Origin of the sequence: Klebsiella pneumoniae complex sp. WS1778 (assembly GCF_049472055.1) — a bacterium.
GTDB classification, from domain to species: domain Bacteria; phylum Pseudomonadota; class Gammaproteobacteria; order Enterobacterales; family Enterobacteriaceae; genus Klebsiella; species Klebsiella quasipneumoniae.
Genome location: NZ_JBKGTJ010000001.1, coordinates 1,325,446 through 1,344,144 on the forward strand (window position 1 = coordinate 1,325,446; position 18,699 = coordinate 1,344,144).

An 18,699-nucleotide genomic window follows, 5' to 3' on the forward strand; every position below is an offset into this window, starting at 1 on the left:
AAACGGTATATTTAAATCATTTTCAGACTACGAAGGGCGTTCGGTTCTTGCAATCATGATGTAAAGAAAATGTTGCCATGCGCACATTTTATTTTACCGCCTCACTCATCAAGGCCTCACCGGTTTCGAGGAGCGCAGCGGGCGGCGAGGCCGGCTGATTTCGCTTCAGTAGGGCATTCTCCACGATCGGCTGTTGCAGATGCAGTTCGGCGAGGCTGCCGCGGGCGGCAGACCAGGGTTGACCCACGGGGAGCGCGGCCAGCTCGCGCAGCTGCTCCTCCAGCGGAACGGCACGGTTAAGCGACTGCATGATGGCAAACACCGCCGTTTTCAGTTCGCTCACCGTCAGGTACTTCCCCTTCTGCTCGTCGAGGGCATTGAGCTGACCGGCGAGCCGTTGCAGCTGCCGCATGCCCTCCGCCCAGCCGGTGAGGTGTTCCGCGGGCAAGCTGCTCGGCATACGGCCAGTTAATATTCGGCCGCGCCGGGTGGTTGAGCTTGTTCATTTCTGCACGCAGCGCAATAAAATCGGCCAGCGTGCGCGGGTCGCCACCGGTTTAATAGCGGAGGTCTGTATGTGTTGTCATCATGATGTCTGTCAGCGCGAGGATTAGCGGGCGGAGCGAGCGTCAAGGTACTGCTGGCGGTTGAGGTGGCGGATCAACACCCGGCCATTGCCAGGCGCTACATTACCCCGTATTTTGGGTTTCCGCTGTGGGCGGATGAAGTCACGATCGCGAGAGGAACAATGAAACCGTTATTTGTCTATGGGACGCTCTGTCCCGGTCGCAGCAATGCGCATATTCTGGAGACGATCGGGGGCGAGTGGCGTCCGGGCTAAGTCACTGGCACCTTTTACGCGCGCGGCTGGGGCGCTGCCGCTGATTTTCCGGGGATCGTCCTCGACGCCAACGGCCCGCGGGTCAACGGCTATCTGTTCCTGTCCGACCGGCTGGCGGCGCACTGGCCCATGCTGGACGAGTTTGAGGAGGGGTACGATCGGGTGTCGGTTGAGGTGACCACCGACGATGGACAGCAGGTCAGCGCCTGGATTTATCAGCTCCAGCCCCGGGAGTAATCCCCCGCCAGTATCGCGCTACTGGCCACAGCGGCCCAGCACGTCCGCGGGTCTGGCGTCGTTTCCGCCAATGCAGGTATACTGGCCAGATGTTTCCTAAGCTTCAGATACGCAAATGACAAAACTTACCTTACAAGAGCAGATGCTCAAAGCCGGCCTGGTCAGCAGCAAAAAAATGGCCAAAGTCCAGAGAACGGCGAAAAAATCCCGCGTGCAGGCCCGTGAGGCCCGGGAAGCGGTGGAAGAGAATAAAAAAGCCCAGCTGGAGCGCGATAAACTGCTCAGCGAGCAGCAAAAGCAGGCGATGCTGGCGAAAGAGTATAAAGCCCAGGTCAAGCAGCTGATTGAGATGAACCGCATTACGGTCGCCCGGGGCGATATCGGCTTTAACTTTACCGATAATAATCTGATCAAAAAAATCATGGTCGACAAGACCACCCAAACCCAGCTGATTAACGGCCGTCTGGCGATTGCCCGCCTGGCGGTGGATAACAAACCTGAAGGGGAGTATGCGATTATTCCGGCGGTCGTGGCAGAGAAAATTGCCCAGCGCGATGCCAGCAGCATCGTGTTGCACAGCGCCCTGAGTCAGGATGAACAGGATGAAGACGATCCGTACGCCGACTTTAAGGTGCCCGACGACCTGATGTGGTGATCGCGGGCTTCCGGCGGCAGGCGATCAGAACGAGCTTGCCTGCTGGATATGCATCGGCTCGCGGCTGACGGGATGGACAAAGCGCAGCTCGCTGGCGTGCAGCATCAGCCGCGGAGCCTGTTCCGTGCCCGGCAATTCCCGGCCGCCATACAGATCGCAGCCAAGGATCGGATAGCCCAGCAGCTGACAGTGGATCCGCAGCTGATGGGTGCGCCCGGTCTCCGGGGTAAGCGCCACCCTCGTCAGCGCCAGCGCCCTCTCCCCTTCCCGCGTCTGGTACAGGCGGTCAATGACCCGGTAGCGCGAACGCGCCGGTTTGCCGTGCCGGACACTGATCGACATGCGCGGGAAACGGGCCGGGTCTTTGGCGATCGCCGCCTCCACGACCCCCTCATCTTCCGGCAGATGGCCGCACAGCAGCGCCGTATAGATCTTACCCACCGTGCGCTGGCTGAACTGTTGGCACAGCGCAGCGTTAATCCCCTTGTTGCGGGCGACCACCATCAGACCGGAAGTGCCGAAGTCAAGGCGGTGTACCAGGGTACAGCCCGGAAAGCGCTGGACCAGTCGATGATGGACAGAGTCGAGGTTGCGCGGATCTTTGCCTGACAGGCTCAGCAGCCCGGCCGGTTTATTGATTAGCAGCAGGTGTTCATCCTGATATAAGAGGGTGATCTGGTCGCGGCACGGCGGCGCGACAAAGGTATCGATAATGGTGGACATCAGGCGGCCCGAAGAAGGAGTGGCCGGCGATAGTACCCCATTTTGTCCGCCGGTACGACGCTGGCGCACGATCCGCCCTCGCGGCGGTGTCATTTATCACCCACACTTATCGTAAAGGCATGGTCTGCGCAGGCAATGTGCTTTACACTGCGCGCTGCAAAATTTGAGTTAACCAACGAGTAAGAACGGTAATGGCGATGAACGGAACAATCACAACGTGGTTTAAAGATAAAGGTTTTGGATTTATCAAAGATGAAAACGGCGAAAACCGGTATTTTCATGTGATTAAGGTCGCCAATCCCGATCTCATCAAGAAAGACGCGGCGGTGACTTTCGAACCAACCACCAACAATAAAGGGCTGTCGGCCTACGCGGTCAAGGTCATTCCGGAGAGCAAATATATCTATATCGCCGGCGAGCGGCTGAAGCTGACCTCCATCAAGTCCTATGTGGTTTACCGGGAAGAAGAGCCGGTCGAGACCCGCGTGGATAAAGAAAACGCGGTGCTGTCGGTCGGGCTGCTGATGAACAGCATCCGGCCAAAATCCACGGTGCAGCCGGGAGAGATGCGCTCGGTGAAAAAGCTGGCGATCACCACCTTTCAGGGGACAACCCTGATCTTCTCGGAAGACGAAATCGATATCGATGCCACGGTAAAACTGCTCAAGGTTTGACGACCCGGCGTGCGGTCAGCCGCGCGCCCAGTCACCTGCCGAGCCGATTTTCGTCGCCATCGCCCCTCACCGGACGGGGCGAGGCGTCAGACAGCCGATAAGGATGCCGCCGCCATGCCCGTAAATTTTGACTTCAACGATCTCTATGCCTTTCGCGCCCTGATGGAGTATGGCAGCTTTCGGCTGGCCGCAGAATCCATTTGCCTGTCGCAGTCGGCCCTCAGCCGGCGCATCGAAAAGCTGGAGACCGCCTTGGGCAACCGGCTGTTCGAGCGCACCACCCGCCGCGTGACCCTTACGCTGTATGGACAGAATTTTGCCGAACGTTCAGAGCAGCTGCTGGCCCACGTCGAGACGGTGCTGGCGGATATCAGCCAGGTCAGCAAGGCGCGCACCGGGCTGGTGACGGTGGCGACGGTACCCTCTGCCGCCTACTACTTTATGCCGGACATCATCCGCAGCTTTCAGGCGCGTTATCCCCAGGTGCGTATCCGGCTGATTGACAGCAGCGTCGGGAATGTGATCGAGGCGGTCAGCAGCGGACAGGCTGACTTTGGGCTCTGCTTTGCCAAAAACCTGCCGGCCAGCATCGAATTCACCCCGCTGGCCGACGACCGCTATGTCGCCGCCTGTCGGCATGACCATCCGCTGGCAGGCAGGACGCACCTCAGCTGGCAGGCATATTTTGAACAGGATTATATTGGCCTCGATCGGGTCTCCGGCAACCGGACGCTGCTCGACCGGGAGCTGGCGCATCTGACGCCGGCGCGGCCAAGCATTTGCGAAACCCGCCACGTCACCACGATGCTGGGGATGGTGGAAGCGGGCATCGGCATTGCCGCCGTGCCCGCGATGTCAATGCCCGCTGGGGAGCATTCCGTTCTCCGCGCCGTGCCGCTCACCGACCCGGTGGTCACCCGCACGGTAGGCCTGATCCGCCTCAGCGGCCGTATTCAGTCCTACGTAGCGGCAGAGCTGGAGAAGCTGATTATTGAACAGTATCCTTCTGGCTGACCGGCGCAGCGGCGGCCACGCTTCGCATACCGGTGGCGTGGATGGTCTCCTGCGCCGCCGGTGAGGCCAGATAGGCTAGCAGCGCCTTTCCTTCCTGCGGGTGGTCGGCGCTGACGGTCACCGCCCCGGCAAAGCGGGTGATGTACTGCAGGTTATCCGGCAGTTCGCCGACGAAGGTTACTCCGGGCACTGGCAGCAGTTCGCTCACCTGCTGAAAACCGATCGCATAACTTCCCCTCGCCACTTCCGAGGCCACCGGAATACGCTCCACCATCTGCGCTTTGCTCTGCATCGCCTCATCAATGCCCAGGCGGTGGAACAGCGTCGAGCTGACATAGCGTCCGCTGGCGCTGTCGGAGTACGCGACCGACGGGGCAGCCAGCAGCGCCGCCCGCAGCTGGTCTGCGCTGCGGATGGCCGGCAGCGGCGCTCCCGCTTTCACCACCACGCCGATGGGCGAGTCGGCCAGCTCCCGGCGGGAATCCGGCTGCGTTCGGCCCGCTTTCTCGAGGTTGGTCAGCGCGTCGCCGACCATAATCACCACGTCCGCGTGTTCGCCCCGCGCCAGGCGGTTAGGGATCGCCTGCGGCGTTTTCCCCATTGACGGGCCGGGGATCACCACGAGATGGTTGCCAGTTTGTTTTTCCCACGCCGGGGCCAGCTTTTCCAGCGCCGCTTTGAAGCCGCCGGAGATCATCACGGTGACCTCAGCGGACAGCGCGCTGCCGCCGGTGGCGGCCAGCAGCAGCGTGGCCAGCAGAGTTCCTGTCGTTTTACGCATCATCCTCTCCCTGATTAACGTGCCGTCTGCAGCGCGACGGCGCTGCGGCGATAGAGGTAGCAGGTGGCCAGCAGACCGCAGACGGCGGCAAAGCTCATCCAGTAGCCAGGGGAGGCTTTATCACCGGTATATTCGATCAGCGCCGTGGAGATCACCGGCGTGAAACCGCCAAACACCGCGGTCGCCAGGCTATAGGCCAGCGAGAAGCCTGCCACGCGCACTTCGGCGGGCATAATTTCGGTCAGCGCCGGGATCATCGCCCCGTTGTACATGCCGTAGATAAACGACAGCCACAGCAGCACGCTCAGCATCATCAAAAAGCTCGGCGCGTTCGCCAGCATGGTCAGCGCAGGCCAGGCAGTAGCCAGCGCCAGCAGCGTCATGGCAATCAGCACCGGCCGGCGGCCAAAGCGGTCGGACAGCGCCCCGCCCACCGGCAGCCAGAAGAAGTTGGAAATCGCCACCAGCAGCGTGACCAGCAGGCTGTCAGAGGCGCTGAGCATCAGCACTTTTTTGCCAAAGGTCGGCGCATAGACGGTGATCAGGTAGAACGCGGTGGTGGTCATCGCCACCATCATCATCCCCGCGATGACCACCTGCCAGTTCGCCAGCAGGGTGGCGAACACCTGGCGCATCGCCAGGTGATGGCGGCGGGCAGTAAACTCCTGGGTCTCCTCCAGCTTACGGCGCAGCACAAAAATGAACGGCACGATCAGGCAGCCAAAAAGGAACGGAATACGCCATCCCCAGTCGCTGATGGCGCTCTGCTCCAGTACGGCGTTGAGGGCAAAGCCCATCGCGGCCGCCACCATGATGGCGACCTGCTGGCTGCCCGACTGCCAGCTGGTGTAAAACCCTTTGCGGCCCGGGGTGGCGATCTCGGCCAGATAGACGGATACCCCGCCCAGTTCAGCGCCGGCGGAGAAGCCCTGCAGCAGACGGCCGATCAGCACCAGCAACGGCGCCCACAGGCCAATGGTCTGGTAAGAGGGGATCAGCACGATCAGGAAGGTGCCGGTGGCCATGATCGACAGGGTCACAATCAGCCCTTTGCGCCGCCCAACCTTGTCGATATAGGCGCCAAGCACGATGGCGCCGATGGGCCGCATCAGAAAGCCGGCGCCAAAGACCGCAAAGGTCATCATCAGCGAGGCGAATTCACTGCTGGCCGGAAAAAAGGTATGTGCGATGTAGGTGGCATAAAACCCGAACAGGAAAAAGTCGAACTGTTCGAGAAAGTTACCGGACGTGACGCGCAGAATGGCGCCGAGCCGATCACGGGTACTCATCAGTGAGGTTGTCGAATGCATGCAGGTCTCCAGTTTGTTATCCACGCGTTGTCGCGCGCCTGTTGCTGAAGACTGAAACAGAACCCGGTATGAAATAAGCGTAATAAACGCATCCATTGATGCAATTTACGCATAAATAACATTTAGCTAATTAACATTACTTTTATATACAATCATTTAACACTTTCTGTACCCTCAGCATCGGTGGTGGAGATGAAAATGTGAGTTTTCCGTTTTGTGACCGAGGCCAGGGTACGCGGTTGCGCCCCCGACGGTATAAGACATGCCTGGTCCGGGATGGTTAACGCGATGCGCAGCGGCGATAGGTTAATAACCCGGATGTGGCCTCAGGGCGCCGGCGCCGCGGCGACGTTCCCCAGCGTCTGCAGCAAGGAGATCAGCCAGCGGGTGGCCTCGCGTTTCCCACTGCGTTTATGGGCGTAAATCTTGACGTCAAACGGGAGAACCGGAAACGGCAGCGGGAAAATGGTCAGCCGGGCGGCGCGGGCCATCGTCTCCGCCGCCCGCCGGGGCAGCGCCATCAGCAGATCGCTCTGCTCAATAATAAAGGGGGCGCTCAGCATCGAGGGCGTTTTCACCGCCACCTGCCGCGAATAGCCCTGCCGCTCCAGCTCGCAGTCCAGCACCCCCTGCCGCTCATTCCACGGGGTTACCACCAGATGACGGGCCGCAAGATAGGCGTCCAGGGTCAGCGCCGTGCGGTCAGCCTGACTGATGACCACATATTCGTCCCGCAGCCAGTTGATCTCCTCAAGATCGGGATGGGCTGGCTCGTCAGGGGTGTTGAACCCGAGAGCCAGGTCGACCTCGCCCGCCAGCAGCTCGGTCAGCGCCGGGCTATGGGGCAGATAACGAAGCTCAAACCGCAGCCCGGGCGCCTCCCGCTGCAGGCGGTGCATCAGCGTCGGAAAGACGCAGAATGCGGTGAAATCGGTGATCGCAATCTGCATGCAGTCGGTGCTGGCGCTCGGCACAAACGCCGCCGGCGGCGTCAGCTCCTGATTGAGAAATTTCAGCGCCGAAGCGATAGAGGGCGCCATCTGGCTGGCATAGACGCTGGGACACATCCGGTGGCCTTCGCGATAGAACAGCGGGTCGTTGAGGGCGCTGCGCAGCCGGGAAAGCGCATGGCTCAGCGCCGAGGTGCTCATCGCCAGCTCTTCCGCCGCCAGGCGCACCGAGCGGGAGCGATAGACCGCGTCAAAGACCGGCAGCAGGTTGAGGTCAATCCGGCGCAGGACTGGATGCATAATATTCATCATTTGCTGATTTCATTGCACTTAATTCTTTTCACAATACCGCTTATGCTCTGGGTCAGCAATGTTGCTTTCCTTGATACCATTCAGACAGGACGACCCATGAGCATCACGATCCGCCAGGCCACCCCGGACGACGCCACCGCCATTTACGACATGATTTATGAACTCGCGGTCTACGAGAAAGCCCCCGAAGAGGTGGTGACGACGGCAGAGGAGATCAGAGAGACGCTGTTTGCCAGCAGCAGCAAAACTGAGGCGCTGATCTGCGAGGTGGCGGGCAAAGCGGTGGGCTACGCCGTGTTCTTCACCAGCTACTCCACCTGGCTTGGCCGCAATGGCATCTATATGGAAGATCTGTACGTGACCCCCGACTATCGCGGGATCGGCGCCGGGAAAGCGCTACTGAAAACCATCGCGCAATATGCTGTACAGCGTCAGTGCGGGCGTCTGGAGTGGAGCGTGCTCGACTGGAACCAGCCGGCGATTGATTTCTATCTGAGCATTGGCGCGCAGCCGCAGGATGAGTGGGTGCGTTATCGCCTCACGGGCGATGCGCTGCGGGCCTTTGCGGAGTAAAGCGGCTCGCCAGCAGGTCGGCGCCAGGCGTCGACCTGCTGGCCGCGGATCAGGCTTCGACCGCGCTCTTCTGCAGCTGCGGACCGGCCAGCGCCAGACGCGCACCCGCTTCGGTATCGCTGTACTGCTTGAAGTTATCCATAAACAGCTGAGCCAGGCTCTCGGCCTTCTCCTGCCATTTATCCGCTGAGCTCCAGCCATTACGCGGATCCAGCACCGCGCTGTCTACCCCTGGAATGCTCTGCGGGATCGCAAGACCGAACACCGGGATGGTCTCCTCGCGCAGCGGGCCGGTAGTGCCGTTGAGGATCGCGCTAATGATGCTGCGGGTATCGCGCAGCGACAGGCGTTTACCCTCGCCGTTCCAGCCGGTGTTGACCAGCCAGGCTTCGGCGCCGGATTCCGCCATCTTCGCCGCCAGGACGCTGGCGTACTGGGTCGGGTGAAGCAGCAGGAACGCCGCGCCATAGCAGGCGGAGAAGGTCGGCGTCGGCTGGGTAATGCCGCGCTCGGTGCCCGCCAGCTTCGAGGTGAAACCCGACAGGAAATGGTACTGCATCTGCTCGGTGGTCAGACGGGAGACCGGCGGCAGAACGCCAAACGCATCGGCGGCAAGGAAAATCACCTTCGACGGATGGCCCGCGCGGGACACCGGCTTGACGATATTGTCGATATGCGACAGCGGATAGGAGACGCGGGTGTTTTCGGTTTTGCTGCCGTCGGCATAATCCACGCTGCCGTCAGCGCGCACCACCACGTTTTCCAGCAGCGCATTGCGGCGGATGGCGCCATAAATCTCCGGCTCCGCCTGCGGATCGAGATTGATGGTCTTAGCGTAGCAGCCGCCTTCGAAGTTAAACACGCCGTCATCGTCCCAGCCGTGCTCGTCATCGCCAATCAGCTGACGATGCGGATCGGTCGACAGGGTGGTTTTCCCGGTCCCGGAGAGGCCGAAGAACAGCGCCACGTCCCCTGCTTCGCCACGGTTGGCCGAGCAGTGCATCGACGCGATGCCTTTCTGCGGCAGCAGGTAGTTCATGACCGAGAACAGCCCTTTCTTCATTTCGCCGCCGTACCAGGTACCGCCGATGAGCTGAATACGCTCGCTGAGATTAAAGGCGACAAAGTTCTCGGAGTTCATCCCCTGCACCTGCCAGTTGGCATTGGTGCAGCCGGCGCCGTTGAGCACCACGAAGTCTGGCGTAAAGCTGGCCAGCTCGTCGGCGCTCGGCACGATAAACATGTTTTTGACAAAGTGGGCCTGCCATGCCACCTCGGTGACGAAGCGTACGCCAAGGCGGGTGTCCGGGCTGGCGCCGCACCAGGCGTCGATGATGTACAGTTTTTTGCCGCTCAGCTGGCCTGCGACCAGGCTTTTCAGGCTGCGCCACACGTCTGGCGATAACGGCTTATTGTCATTGCGGCCGAGGCCGGAGTCAGCCCACCATACGGTGTCGCGCGTCTGCTCGTCTCTGACGATATATTTATCGCGCGGCGAGCGGCCGGTGAAGATACCGGTATCCACTGCCACAGCGCCAGAGTCGGTCATCACGCCGCGGGCCGCGCCGGTCAGCTCAGGGGAGGTTTCATGTGCAATAAGCAAATCGTAATCAGGGTTGTAAAACAATTCGCCGCTTGCATTAATCCCCAGCTCCTGCAGAGCCATTTTTACTGATTCAATTTGTTGTGACATGGAACTCCTGACAAACTATTTAAGGTAAGAGGCCTGGGTTATTCATTGCTTTCGTCTTCGTCGCCCGCTATTGAATAAGATAATTCCGGGGCAATGAAATAAAGCAATAAATAACCGTGAGTCGCGATTTCATATCGTGCTCATGTAGGGTCGCCGATACGCATTCATAAATCTCAACTTTCCAAAAAATGTTAACACCTGTCGATAATTATGTTAATTGCATAGTTTCTATGCGCTATGCTAAAATTGCATAGCCTTTATTGCGTTTTTGAGGACTGGATCGGTGTTGGCAAATCTGGAAGTTAAATGGCTGTATGATGTGATTGCTCTCGAGGAGTCACGCAGCTTTACCCTGGCGGCCAAAGCCCGCAATATCTCCCAGTCCTCGTTCAGCCGACGCATCCAGTCGCTCGAGGCTTCCCTCGGATTCAGCATCTTCGATCGCAGCGCCAACCCCCTGCAGTTGACCAATCGCGGGAAGATTTTTGTCGGCTATGCGCGAAATATGCTCGACGATATGGATTTTCAGATCAGCCGTATTAAAGGTTTAAATAACACCACGCAAAAAATAAGAATCGACGCCGCCCCTTCGCTGTCGGTGTTATTGCTGCCGGAAATTATCGCCGGTTACACCGACCGTAAAAATAAGACTTTTCATGTTGAATCGATTAACGTCAACGACGCCGTATTTAACCTGAAAGAGGGTAAAAGCGATTTTATCCTCTCCTTCTATAATGAAGAATTAATGAACTATCCGTTTATTAATCATAAAATTTTTGATTCTTACCTACACCTGGTCTCCCCCTGCGACGAACATGGCCGGCCGCTGTTTCATTTACATCGCGGCGTGCTGCCGCTGATGAAATACGCCAACGACAGCTATATGGGGCGCCAGGTGAACCAGGTGATCGACCGCACGCCGGAGATCACCTTCTCCCTCACCTTTGTCTCTTCCATGAGCGAGCTGCTCAAGCGCATGATCCTCAATGGCGACGGCGTGGGCTGGCTGCCGCAGTACTCTATTCAGCGCGAGCTGGACGAAGGCCGACTGACGATCCTCGATGAGAGCCTGTCGCTGCCGATCGGCGCCTGGCTCTACCGCTCCGGCTCGCGGCTTAACCAGGCCGCCGAACGTTTCTGGCAGCACATTAAAACCCGTAACGAAGCGCAGGATTAACTCTCTCAGCCGCTGATCCCCAGATACGCCTTACGCACCTCCGGGTCGTTGAGCAGCGCCTGGCCGCTACCGCTCAGGCGGATTTGACCGTTCACCATCACATAGGCGCGGTCCGACAGGTTGAGGGCATGGCGGGCGTTCTGCTCCACCAGAAACAGCGTCATTCCCTGGGCCGTCAGCTCGCGCAGGATCTGAAATATCTGCTTCACCACCAGCGGCGCCAGCCCCAGGCTCGGCTCATCCAGCAGCAGCAGGCGCGGCCGGCTCATCAGCGCCCTGGCGATGGCCAGCATCTGCTGCTCGCCGCCGGAGAGGGTCATCGCCCGCTGTCCCCGCCGCTCTTCCAGCCGGGGGAACAGCTGGTACATCCGGGCCTTGTCCTCGGCCTGATAGCGGTTGCCGATGGCAATGGTCCCCATCAGCAGATTCTCCTCGACGGTCATATCGGGAAAAATGCGCCGCCCTTCCGGGGCCTGGGCGATGCCGTTGCTGGCGATAAAGTGGGTCGATTTCCGGCTGATCGCCTCCCCGCGATAGAAAATCTCCCCGCCGGCAATGCGCGGCTGGCCGAAGACCGACATCAGCAGCGTTGATTTACCGGCGCCGTTGGCGCCAATCAGCGCCACCGTCTCCCCCTCGTTGACGGTGAGGGAGACCTGCTTCAGGGCGTGGATCGGCCCGTAGAAGACATCCACCTCATCAAAGGCAAGCAGTGGCTGGCTCATCGGCGGGTCTCCTCTTCCTCAGCGCCAAGATAGGCGGCAATCACGCTGGCGTTGGCCTGGATCGCCTGCGGCGCGCCGCGGGCGATGACGTCCCCGTGGTCGAGCACGATGATATGATCCGAAATCTCCATCACCATCCCCATATCATGTTCGATCAGTAGCACCGTGATGCCATGTTGCTGGCGCAGAAAGCGGATAATCCGGCTCAGCGCCTGGGTTTCCACCGGGTTGAGTCCGGCCGCCGGCTCGTCCAGACAGATCATCTCCGGGCGGGTGCACATGGCGCGGGCGATCTCCAACCGCCGCTGCTGTCCGTAGGAAAGCGTTCCCGCCAGACGGTTGGCGCAGTCCACCATCTCCACCACCTCCAGCCAGTAAAAAGCGCGATCCAGCGCCTGACTCTCCGCCTGCCGATAGCCGCGGGTATTGAGGATCCCGGCCAGCAGATGGCGGTTAACCTGGGTATGCTGGGCCACCAGCAGGTTCTCAATCACCGACATCTCGCGGAACAGGCGAATATTCTGGAAGGTACGCGCCAGGCCGGCACGGTTCACCAGATGGGTGCCGCCGAACATCTTGTAATAGATCCGCCGCCCCAGCTGCGCCGGGTGGAGAAAATCGTCCGGGTGAAGCTTTTGCCCCAGCACCTGAATGACATCGGTGACCTTTTCCCGCGCCCGCAGCACGATGCTCCCCCCCGTCGCCCGATAAAAGCCGGTCAGGCAGTTAAATACCGTGGTTTTGCCCGCGCCGTTGGGGCCGATCAGGGCGGTGATCGACCCCCGCTCCACCTCCAGATTGACGTCATTCAGCGCTTTGATGCCGCCGAAATGCATCATCAGATGCTCAACGCGTAAGATGCTGTCGGTCATGGCGCGACTCCTTTTCGCCACGCTACCCCGCTGCGGCTGGTGCGCACCAGGCCGCGCGGCCGCCAGATCATCATCATCACCATCAGTACGCCAAACAGCAGCACGCGATATTCGTCAAACCCGCGCAGCAGCTCCGGGGTGACCGTCAGGACAAACGCCGCCAGCACCACCCCCAGGGTGGAGCCCATTCCTCCCAGCACCACAATCGCCAGGATCAGCGCCGACTCAAAAAAGGTGAACGACGTCGGGTTAACAAATCCCTGATAGCTGGCGAAGAACACCCCGGCGATGCCGGCGGTCGACGCGCCGAGCATAAACGCCGAGAGCTTGACCAGCACGTGGTTGAGCCCCATCGCCCGACAGGCGATCTCATCCTCGCGCAGCGCCTCCCAGGCGCGGCCGATGGGCATCCGCGTCAGGCGATGCTTCACCAGCAGCACCAGCATCACCACCAGGCACAGCACGGCGTAGAGAAAGATGAATTTCAGGTTGGGGTTGTAACTGACGTGGAAGAACTCATGGACGGGGATGCCGCCATCCTTAGCCCGGCGGGTAAATTCGAGGCCAAACAGCGTAGGGGACGGCACCGGTACGCCGTTAGGGCCGCCGGTGAAGCTCACCCAGTTGTTGAGCACCAGGCGGATAATTTCGCCAAAGCCGAGGGTGACGATAGCCAGGTAGTCGCCATGCATGCGCAACACCGGAAAGCCGAGCAATGCCCCGGCGAGGGCCGCCATCACCGCCCCCAGCGGCAGCATCGCCCAGAAGCCGAGCCCGAGGTACTGGTAGCCCAGCGCCAGGCCGTAGGCGCCGATGGCGTAAAACGCCACATAGCCCAGATCGAGCAGCCCCGCGAGGCCCACCACAATATTTAACCCCAGGCCAAGCAGAACGTAGATCAGCCCAAGGATGGCCACGGTCAGCAGATATTTTGTGGCGAGAAACGGAAAGACAATGGCCAGCCCCACCAGCAGCGGCATTATCCAGCGCAGCCGCGAGCGGTAGCCCGGCGGCCGGACGTACACCCCGTCATCCGCCCCCTCAAAGCGGGCAATAAAGGCTTTTCCCCTGTGGCTCTGCAGCAGCAGGCTGAGCGCCAGCCTGCCGGCCATCACCACCGCCACCAGAATCGCCACCCGCGCGGGCGCGAGGGTAAAGCCATACCCTTTGAGCACCACGCCGACGATCGGGCCAAAGACAATTAATGCGCAAAGACCGGCCAGCACGCTGTCGATCAGCGCGCTTTTGATTTCCCGCGCAGGCTGGCGCGTCAGTTCACCCATAGAGCCCCCTCAGACCTTGGCCACCAGCGGACGACCCAGCAGCCCCTGCGGGCGAAAAATCAGGATCGCCACCAGCAGCGCAAAGGAAAAGACATCTTTGTAATCCGAATTCACCAGCCCGGCGAACTGGGCTTCGGCCACCCCAAGCAGCAGTCCGCCCAGCATCGCGCCCGGCAGCGAGCCAATCCCGCCCAACACCGCGGCGGTGAAGGCTTTGATGCCGATAATAAATCCGATGTAGAAGTCGAAGGTGCCGTAGTTCATGGTCACCAGCACCCCGGCCAGGCCGGCCATCGCCGCGCCGATGACAAACACCAGGGAGATCACCCGGTCGGTATTGATGCCAAGGATCGCCGCCATGCGCCGGTCCTGCTGTGTGGCGCGGCAGATGCGCCCCAGCCGGGTGTACTGAATAATCCAGGTCAGGATCAGCATCCCCGCCAGCGCCGCGACAAGAATAAACACCTTGGTCCAGGTAATCTGCACCACCCCATCGCCCACCGTCATCCGCAGCGCGCCGCTGAGCAGCGTCGGGATCCCCTGCTGGTTCGGCCCCTGGCTCAGCTGGACATAGTTCTGCAGGATCAGCGACATCCCGATAGCCGAGATCAGCGGCGCCAGGCGCGTCGAGTTGCGCAGCGGCCGGTAGGCGATGCGCTCGATCGCCCAACCGTACACGCCGGTGACCACGATGGTGAACACCAGGGTGGCGAAAATCAGCAGCGGAAAGGAGTGGATCCCGAAGAAAGAGAGCAGCGCCAGGCCGATGGCGCACAGGTAGGCGGAGACCATATACACCTCGCCGTGGGCGAAGTTGATCATGCCGATGATCCCATACACCATGGTGTAGCCGATGGCGATTAAGCCGTACACCGCCCCCAGCGTCAGCCCATTGATCAGTTGTTGTAGAAAAAACGCCGTCATAGCCCCTCCAGCCGCCAGGCCGACGGCCGCCGGGATGGGTACCCGGTCGACCGCCGTCATGTGACGATTCGTAAGTCAAAAGGACAGAGCGTCCTCAGGTCGTGGCCGATCAGAGCTGGTGATATTTGCCCTTGTCGTCCCACTGATAGACCACGTAGTCGGACACCTTGAGGTCGCCTTTGCCATCCCAGGCTTTCTTGCCCATCACCGTCTCGACGTCGTGGTTCTTCAGCCAGTCGCTGGCTTTGGCGTTATCGGTGCCGACGGCGTTCCAGGCCGCGGCAATAGCCTGAATGGAGGCGTAGGCGTAGAGGGTATAGCCTTCTGGCTCAAAGCCGCTGGCGCGGAACTTCTCGATCACCGCTTTGCCTTCCGGGAGGGTGCGCGGGTCCTGACCAAAGGTCATCAGCACGCCGTTGGTGAACTGCGGCCCGCCGGCGGCCGTCACCAGCTCCTCGGTGACGATACAGTCGCCGGAGAAGAACTTCGCCTGCACCCCCTGCTCGCGCATCTGGCGCACCAGCGGGCCGGCCTCAGGGTGGCAGCCGCCAAAGTAGACCACGTCCGGCTTGAGGGCGCCGATCTTGGTCACCAGGGCGTTAAAGTCTTTTTCACCGCGGGAGAGGCCTTCGTACAACACTTCTTTGGTGCCCCGCTTCGCAAGCGCTGCGCGGGTGGCATCGGCCAGCCCCTGGCCATAGGTGTCTTTATCATGGATGACGGCAATTTTCTTCGCCTTCAGCACGTCCAGCATATAGTTGGCGGCAATCGCCCCCTGCTGATCGTCGCGACCACACATGCGGAAGAGATCCTTCATGCCGCGCTCGGTGATCTGTGGGTTGGTGGAGCCGGGGGTAATGGTCAGGATCCCGGCTTCGTCATACACCTCGGAGGCTGGCATCGTTGAGGAAGAGCAAAAGTGCCCCACCACGGCGGAGACTTTCGCTTCGTCCACCAGCCGGTTAGCCACCGCTACCGCCTGTTTCGGTTCGCACGCGTCATCCCCCTGCACCAGCACAATTTTTTCGCCTTTGATGCCGCCGGCGGCATTGATATCAGCCACCGCCTGCGAGGCCCCTTTCCAGTACTGGGCGCCGTAGGTAGCGTTGGGGCCGGTGAAGGGCCCGGCGACGCCGATCTTCACGTCAGCCTGGGCGTAAAAGGCCATGCTCATACAACCTGCTATCACAACATGAAGCGTCATTGTTTTCAGTTTCAAAGACATTCGGATATTCCTCAGCGATTTAGAGCCTGGCGTCATGGAATGACGCAGAAAATATCACTTACCGTGTGGTGCCGACGCAGGCGCAGCGCCAGGACGGCCAGGGTGGAAGAAGCAAAAATCCCGCCAGGTAGAGAGGGCGCGCCGGAGAGCGGACGCCCCGGTCGGTGCGCACGCGACGGCAACCCGTGCCGCATCCGGCAAGGGCGCATTCCCTTTCAGGTCAGGAGATTGGTTGCCATCACGTGGCGAGCCGGACAACGCGGTATCCGTACCGGCCCGTGAGCTAAACATAGATGCAGTTAGCGCTCGCTGCGCGCCAGCGTGGTGCAAAAATGCGAATATGATCAACAGTGGTGATTATTTTGTTGCGGTAATGTGAAGATGATAACAGGAGAGCCCGTTAAGGGCTCCCCTGTGGCCCGGCGGCCGCTCAGAGTTGGCTGGTGAACGTTCGGGAGATCACATCCTGCTGCTGCTCGCGGGTCAGCGCGTTAAAGCGGACCGCATAGCCGGAGACCCTGATCGTCAGATTCGGATACTGCTCCGGATGTTCTATCGCATCGAGCAGCTTTTCCCGGTTCAGCACATTGACGTTGAGATGCTGTCCCCCCTCCACCGTCTCCTCGTGATGGAAGTAGCCGTCCAGCAGCCCCACCAGGTTATTTTCCTGCGCCGACGGCGCTTTGCCGAGGGCCGCCGGCACGATGGAGAAGGTGTACGAGATGCCATCTTTGGCGTAGGTAAACGGCAGTTTCGCCACCGAGGTCAGCGACGCCACCGCCCCTTTGCGATCGCGGCCATGCATCGGATTGGCACCCGGGGCGAACGGCGTCCCCGCCCGACGTCCGTCCGGCGTGTTGCCGGTTTTCTGCCCGTACACCACGTTGGAGGTGATGGTCAGGATCGACTGGGTCGGCACCGCCTGGCGCCAGGTGGGCAGCGCCTGAATTTTGCGCATAAAGCGCTCCACCAGGTCGCAGGCGATGGCATCGACGCGATCGTCGTTGTTGCCATACTGCGGATAATCCCCCTCAATGACAAAGTCCACGGCCAGCCCGTGATGATCGCGTACCGGCTTCACCCGGGCGTACTTTATTGCCGACAGCGAATCCGCCGCCACCGACAGGCCGGCGATGCCACAGGCCATCGTGCGGTAAACGTCGCGGTCGTGGAGGGCCATCAGCGCCGCCTCGTAGCTGTATTTATCATGCATGCAGTGGATGATGTTCAGCGCGCTGATGTACTGCACCGCCAGCCAGTCCATAAAGTGGTCGAGGCTGGCCATCACGGTGTCGTAGTCCAGCACCTCATCGCGCAGCGGCGCGGTTTTCGGCCCCACCTGGATCTTCAGTTTCTCATCCATCCCGCCGTTAATTGCGTAGAGCAACGTTTTGGCCAAATTGGCGCGGGCGCCGAAGAACTGCATCTGCTTGCCGATGACCATCGGGCTGACGCAGCAGGCGATGGCGTAGTCGTCGCTGTGGAAATCGCTGCGCATCAGATCGTCGTTCTCATACTGCAGCGACGAGGTGGCGATAGAGACCCGGGCGGCGTATTTTTTAAACGCCACCGGCAGCGCCTGCGACCAGAGCACGGTCAGGTTGGGCTCCGGCGCCGGGCCCATGGTGTGCAGGGTATGCAGATAGCGGAAGGTGGTTTTGCTGACCAGGGTGCGACCATCCAGCCCCATGCCGCCCAGCACTTCCGTCGCCCAGATGGGATCCCCGGAGAACAGCGAATCAAATTCCGGGGTGCGCAGGAAACGCACCATGCGGATCTTCATGATGAAGTGGTCAATCAGCTCCTGGGCCTGCTCCTCATTCAGTAAGCCGGCGCGCAGATCGCGTTCAATATAGATGTCGAGGAAGGTGGCCGTGCGCCCCAGCGACATGGCGCCGCCGTTCTGCGACTTCACTGCCGCCAGGTAGGCGAAGTAGAGCCACTGTACCGCCTCACGGGCAGTGCGCGCCGGGTGGGAAATATCGCAGCCGTAGCGGGACGCCATCTCCTGCATCTGCTGCAGCGCGCGCCGCTGTTCGGCCAGCTCTTCGCGCAGGCGCAGGGTGGCCTCCAGCGCCTCGCCGCGTTCAAGGGCCGGCTGCAGGTCGGCAAACTGCAGCTCACGTTCGCGGACCAGAAAGCGAATGCCGTACAGCGCCACGCGGCGGTAATCGCCGATGATCCGTCCGCGACCGTAGCCGTCCGGCAGCCCGGTCAGCACCCCGGATTTACGGCAGCGCAGCATATCCGGGGAATAGACGTCAAAAACGCCCTGATTGTGGGTCTTGCGCAGCGCCGTAAACTGATACTCAAAGTCAGGATCCATTTCGCGACCATAGGCCTCGAAGGCGCTTTTGATCATATTGATGCCGCCAAAGGGATGCAGAGCGCGCTTCAGCGGCTGGTCCGTTTGCAGGCCGACGATCTTTTCCAGCGGCTGGTTGATATAGCCCGCCGCGTGGGCGGTGATGGAGGTAGCGACATTGGTGTCGAAATCCACCGGCGCATGGGTGGCGTTCTCGACGCGGATCCCGGCCATCACTTGCTCCCAGAGGGCGGTGGTGGCCGGCGTCGCGTCGGCGAGGAAAGACTCATCGCCCTCGTAAGGGGTGTAGTTATGCTGAATAAAGTCGCGAACGTTAATCTGCGTTTGCCACGCCGTACCGCGAAAGCCCTGCCAGGCGTCGGCGTATTGTGCGTCGTGGGTGTCGATATCTACTTTCATGAACA

17 protein-coding genes and 2 pseudogenes are annotated in these 18,699 nt (G+C 60.5%); 7 read left to right on the forward strand and 12 right to left on the reverse strand.

From position 1 onward, the window contains the following. Positions 1 to 88: 88 nt before the first annotated feature. A pseudogene (locus ACLEXF_RS06785) lies at positions 89 to 451 on the reverse strand (VasL domain-containing protein); the annotation flags it as partial. 297 nt (positions 452 to 748) lie between these two features. On the opposite strand from ACLEXF_RS06785, the pseudogene ACLEXF_RS06790 reads away from it, so the two are divergent. Continuing rightward, positions 749 to 1,078 (forward strand): annotated as a pseudogene (locus ACLEXF_RS06790) (gamma-glutamylcyclotransferase family protein). 115 nt (positions 1,079 to 1,193) lie between these two features. After that, the gene (locus tag ACLEXF_RS06795) at positions 1,194 to 1,733 is read left to right on the forward strand and encodes a DUF2058 domain-containing protein (protein WP_004203232.1); all 540 of its coding nucleotides are present in this window, start codon (positions 1,194 to 1,196) and stop codon (positions 1,731 to 1,733) included. A 24-nt stretch (positions 1,734 to 1,757) separates the two neighbouring features. Here the strand turns inward: ACLEXF_RS06795 and ACLEXF_RS06800 are convergent, their stop codons facing one another. Then, the gene (locus tag ACLEXF_RS06800; protein WP_407259992.1) at positions 1,758 to 2,456 is read right to left on the reverse strand and encodes an RluA family pseudouridine synthase; all 699 of its coding nucleotides are present in this window, start codon (positions 2,454 to 2,456) and stop codon (positions 1,758 to 1,760) included. A 191-nt stretch (positions 2,457 to 2,647) separates the two neighbouring features. Here ACLEXF_RS06800 and ACLEXF_RS06805 point away from each other — a divergent pair, with 191 nt between their 5' ends. Both ACLEXF_RS06805 and ACLEXF_RS06810 read left to right on the forward strand, forming a co-directional pair. Beyond that, complete coding sequence (locus ACLEXF_RS06805; protein WP_004203243.1) at positions 2,648 to 3,130, forward strand: cold-shock protein; 483 nt, start codon at positions 2,648 to 2,650, stop codon at positions 3,128 to 3,130. A gap of 114 nt (positions 3,131 to 3,244) precedes the next feature. Beyond that, on the forward strand, positions 3,245 to 4,144 hold the full coding sequence (locus ACLEXF_RS06810; RefSeq protein ID WP_017899856.1) for a LysR family transcriptional regulator: 900 nt from the start codon (positions 3,245 to 3,247) through the stop codon (positions 4,142 to 4,144). Here the strand turns inward: ACLEXF_RS06810 and ACLEXF_RS06815 are convergent. The 3 genes from ACLEXF_RS06815 to ACLEXF_RS06825 form a co-directional block, all read right to left on the reverse strand. Then, positions 4,119 to 4,928, reverse strand: coding sequence for a substrate-binding domain-containing protein (locus ACLEXF_RS06815; RefSeq protein WP_423265747.1), 810 nt, complete (start codon positions 4,926 to 4,928; stop codon positions 4,119 to 4,121). The genes ACLEXF_RS06810 and ACLEXF_RS06815 overlap by 26 nt on opposite strands. An 11-nt stretch (positions 4,929 to 4,939) precedes the next feature. After that, positions 4,940 to 6,235, reverse strand: coding sequence for an MFS transporter (locus ACLEXF_RS06820; protein ID WP_023318579.1), 1,296 nt, complete (start codon positions 6,233 to 6,235; stop codon positions 4,940 to 4,942). 326 nt (positions 6,236 to 6,561) lie between these two features. Next, a complete protein-coding gene (locus ACLEXF_RS06825) occupies positions 6,562 to 7,494 on the reverse strand; it encodes a LysR family transcriptional regulator (RefSeq protein WP_407259989.1) in 933 nt (310 codons plus the stop codon). Positions 7,495 to 7,593: 99 nt separating this feature from the next. Here ACLEXF_RS06825 and ACLEXF_RS06830 point away from each other — a divergent pair, with 99 nt between their 5' ends. Further along, positions 7,594 to 8,070: a GNAT family N-acetyltransferase gene (locus tag ACLEXF_RS06830; RefSeq protein ID WP_004203250.1), complete on the forward strand. Its 477-nt coding sequence runs from the start codon at positions 7,594 to 7,596 to the stop codon at positions 8,068 to 8,070. Between the two features lie 49 nt (positions 8,071 to 8,119). Here ACLEXF_RS06830 and pckA read toward each other — a convergent pair whose 3' ends face one another. Continuing rightward, entirely contained in the window at positions 8,120 to 9,763 is a 1,644-nt protein-coding gene (pckA, locus tag ACLEXF_RS06835) for a phosphoenolpyruvate carboxykinase (ATP) (protein ID WP_339110575.1), read from the reverse strand. Positions 9,764 to 10,046: 283 nt separating this feature from the next. Here pckA and ACLEXF_RS06840 point away from each other — a divergent pair, with 283 nt between their 5' ends. Beyond that, complete coding sequence (locus ACLEXF_RS06840; protein ID WP_004203253.1) at positions 10,047 to 10,940, forward strand: LysR substrate-binding domain-containing protein; 894 nt, start codon at positions 10,047 to 10,049, stop codon at positions 10,938 to 10,940. A gap of 5 nt (positions 10,941 to 10,945) precedes the next feature. On the opposite strand, the gene ACLEXF_RS06845 is transcribed toward ACLEXF_RS06840, so the two are convergent. From ACLEXF_RS06845 to ACLEXF_RS06865, 5 genes are all read right to left on the reverse strand, one after another. Beyond that, on the reverse strand, positions 10,946 to 11,665 hold the full coding sequence (locus tag ACLEXF_RS06845) for an ABC transporter ATP-binding protein (RefSeq protein ID WP_032456283.1): 720 nt from the start codon (positions 11,663 to 11,665) through the stop codon (positions 10,946 to 10,948). After that, positions 11,662 to 12,537, reverse strand: coding sequence for an ABC transporter ATP-binding protein (locus ACLEXF_RS06850; protein ID WP_004148803.1), 876 nt, complete (start codon positions 12,535 to 12,537; stop codon positions 11,662 to 11,664). The genes ACLEXF_RS06845 and ACLEXF_RS06850 overlap by 4 nt, the downstream gene beginning before the upstream one ends. Continuing rightward, complete coding sequence (livM, locus tag ACLEXF_RS06855) at positions 12,534 to 13,820, reverse strand: high-affinity branched-chain amino acid ABC transporter permease LivM (RefSeq protein WP_106938938.1); 1,287 nt, start codon at positions 13,818 to 13,820, stop codon at positions 12,534 to 12,536. The genes ACLEXF_RS06850 and livM overlap by 4 nt, the downstream gene beginning before the upstream one ends. 9 nt (positions 13,821 to 13,829) lie before the next feature. Further along, the gene (locus ACLEXF_RS06860; protein WP_017899862.1) at positions 13,830 to 14,744 is read right to left on the reverse strand and encodes an ABC transporter permease subunit; all 915 of its coding nucleotides are present in this window, start codon (positions 14,742 to 14,744) and stop codon (positions 13,830 to 13,832) included. Positions 14,745 to 14,853: 109 nt separating this feature from the next. Beyond that, positions 14,854 to 15,912, reverse strand: a complete 1,059-nt coding sequence (locus ACLEXF_RS06865; RefSeq protein ID WP_025999207.1) for a branched-chain amino acid ABC transporter substrate-binding protein — start codon at positions 15,910 to 15,912, stop codon at positions 14,854 to 14,856. A 289-nt stretch (positions 15,913 to 16,201) separates the two neighbouring features. Here ACLEXF_RS06865 and ACLEXF_RS06870 point away from each other — a divergent pair, with 289 nt between their 5' ends. After that, positions 16,202 to 16,348: a hypothetical protein gene (locus tag ACLEXF_RS06870; protein WP_032425919.1), complete on the forward strand. Its 147-nt coding sequence runs from the start codon at positions 16,202 to 16,204 to the stop codon at positions 16,346 to 16,348. 51 nt (positions 16,349 to 16,399) lie between these two features. On the opposite strand, the gene pflB is transcribed toward ACLEXF_RS06870, so the two are convergent. Next, a complete protein-coding gene (gene pflB, locus ACLEXF_RS06875; protein ID WP_043520516.1) occupies positions 16,400 to 18,694 on the reverse strand; it encodes a formate C-acetyltransferase in 2,295 nt (764 codons plus the stop codon). Positions 18,695 to 18,699 lie beyond the last annotated feature (5 nt).

Excerpts from the sequence above, each read along its gene's own strand:
- ACLEXF_RS06795 (WP_004203232.1), top strand. The coding sequence starts at position 1,194 with ATGACAAAACTTACCTTACAAGAGCAGATGCTCAAAGCCGGCCTGGTC.
- ACLEXF_RS06800 (WP_407259992.1), bottom strand. The coding sequence starts at position 2,456 with ATGTCCACCATTATCGATACCTTTGTCGCGCCGCCGTGCCGCGACCAG.
- ACLEXF_RS06805 (WP_004203243.1), top strand. The coding sequence starts at position 2,648 with ATGGCGATGAACGGAACAATCACAACGTGGTTTAAAGATAAAGGTTTT.
- ACLEXF_RS06810 (WP_017899856.1), top strand. The coding sequence starts at position 3,245 with ATGCCCGTAAATTTTGACTTCAACGATCTCTATGCCTTTCGCGCCCTG.
- ACLEXF_RS06815 (WP_423265747.1), bottom strand. The coding sequence starts at position 4,928 with ATGATGCGTAAAACGACAGGAACTCTGCTGGCCACGCTGCTGCTGGCC.
- ACLEXF_RS06820 (WP_023318579.1), bottom strand. The coding sequence starts at position 6,235 with ATGCATTCGACAACCTCACTGATGAGTACCCGTGATCGGCTCGGCGCC.
- ACLEXF_RS06825 (WP_407259989.1), bottom strand. The coding sequence starts at position 7,494 with ATGAATATTATGCATCCAGTCCTGCGCCGGATTGACCTCAACCTGCTG.
- ACLEXF_RS06830 (WP_004203250.1), top strand. The coding sequence starts at position 7,594 with ATGAGCATCACGATCCGCCAGGCCACCCCGGACGACGCCACCGCCATT.
- pckA (WP_339110575.1), bottom strand. The coding sequence starts at position 9,763 with ATGTCACAACAAATTGAATCAGTAAAAATGGCTCTGCAGGAGCTGGGG.
- ACLEXF_RS06845 (WP_032456283.1), bottom strand. The coding sequence starts at position 11,665 with ATGAGCCAGCCACTGCTTGCCTTTGATGAGGTGGATGTCTTCTACGGG.
- ACLEXF_RS06850 (WP_004148803.1), bottom strand. The coding sequence starts at position 12,537 with ATGACCGACAGCATCTTACGCGTTGAGCATCTGATGATGCATTTCGGC.
- livM (WP_106938938.1), bottom strand. The coding sequence starts at position 13,820 with ATGGGTGAACTGACGCGCCAGCCTGCGCGGGAAATCAAAAGCGCGCTG.
- ACLEXF_RS06860 (WP_017899862.1), bottom strand. The coding sequence starts at position 14,744 with ATGACGGCGTTTTTTCTACAACAACTGATCAATGGGCTGACGCTGGGG.
- ACLEXF_RS06865 (WP_025999207.1), bottom strand. The coding sequence starts at position 15,912 with ATGGCCTTTTACGCCCAGGCTGACGTGAAGATCGGCGTCGCCGGGCCC.
- pflB (WP_043520516.1), bottom strand. The coding sequence starts at position 18,694 with ATGAAAGTAGATATCGACACCCACGACGCACAATACGCCGACGCCTGG.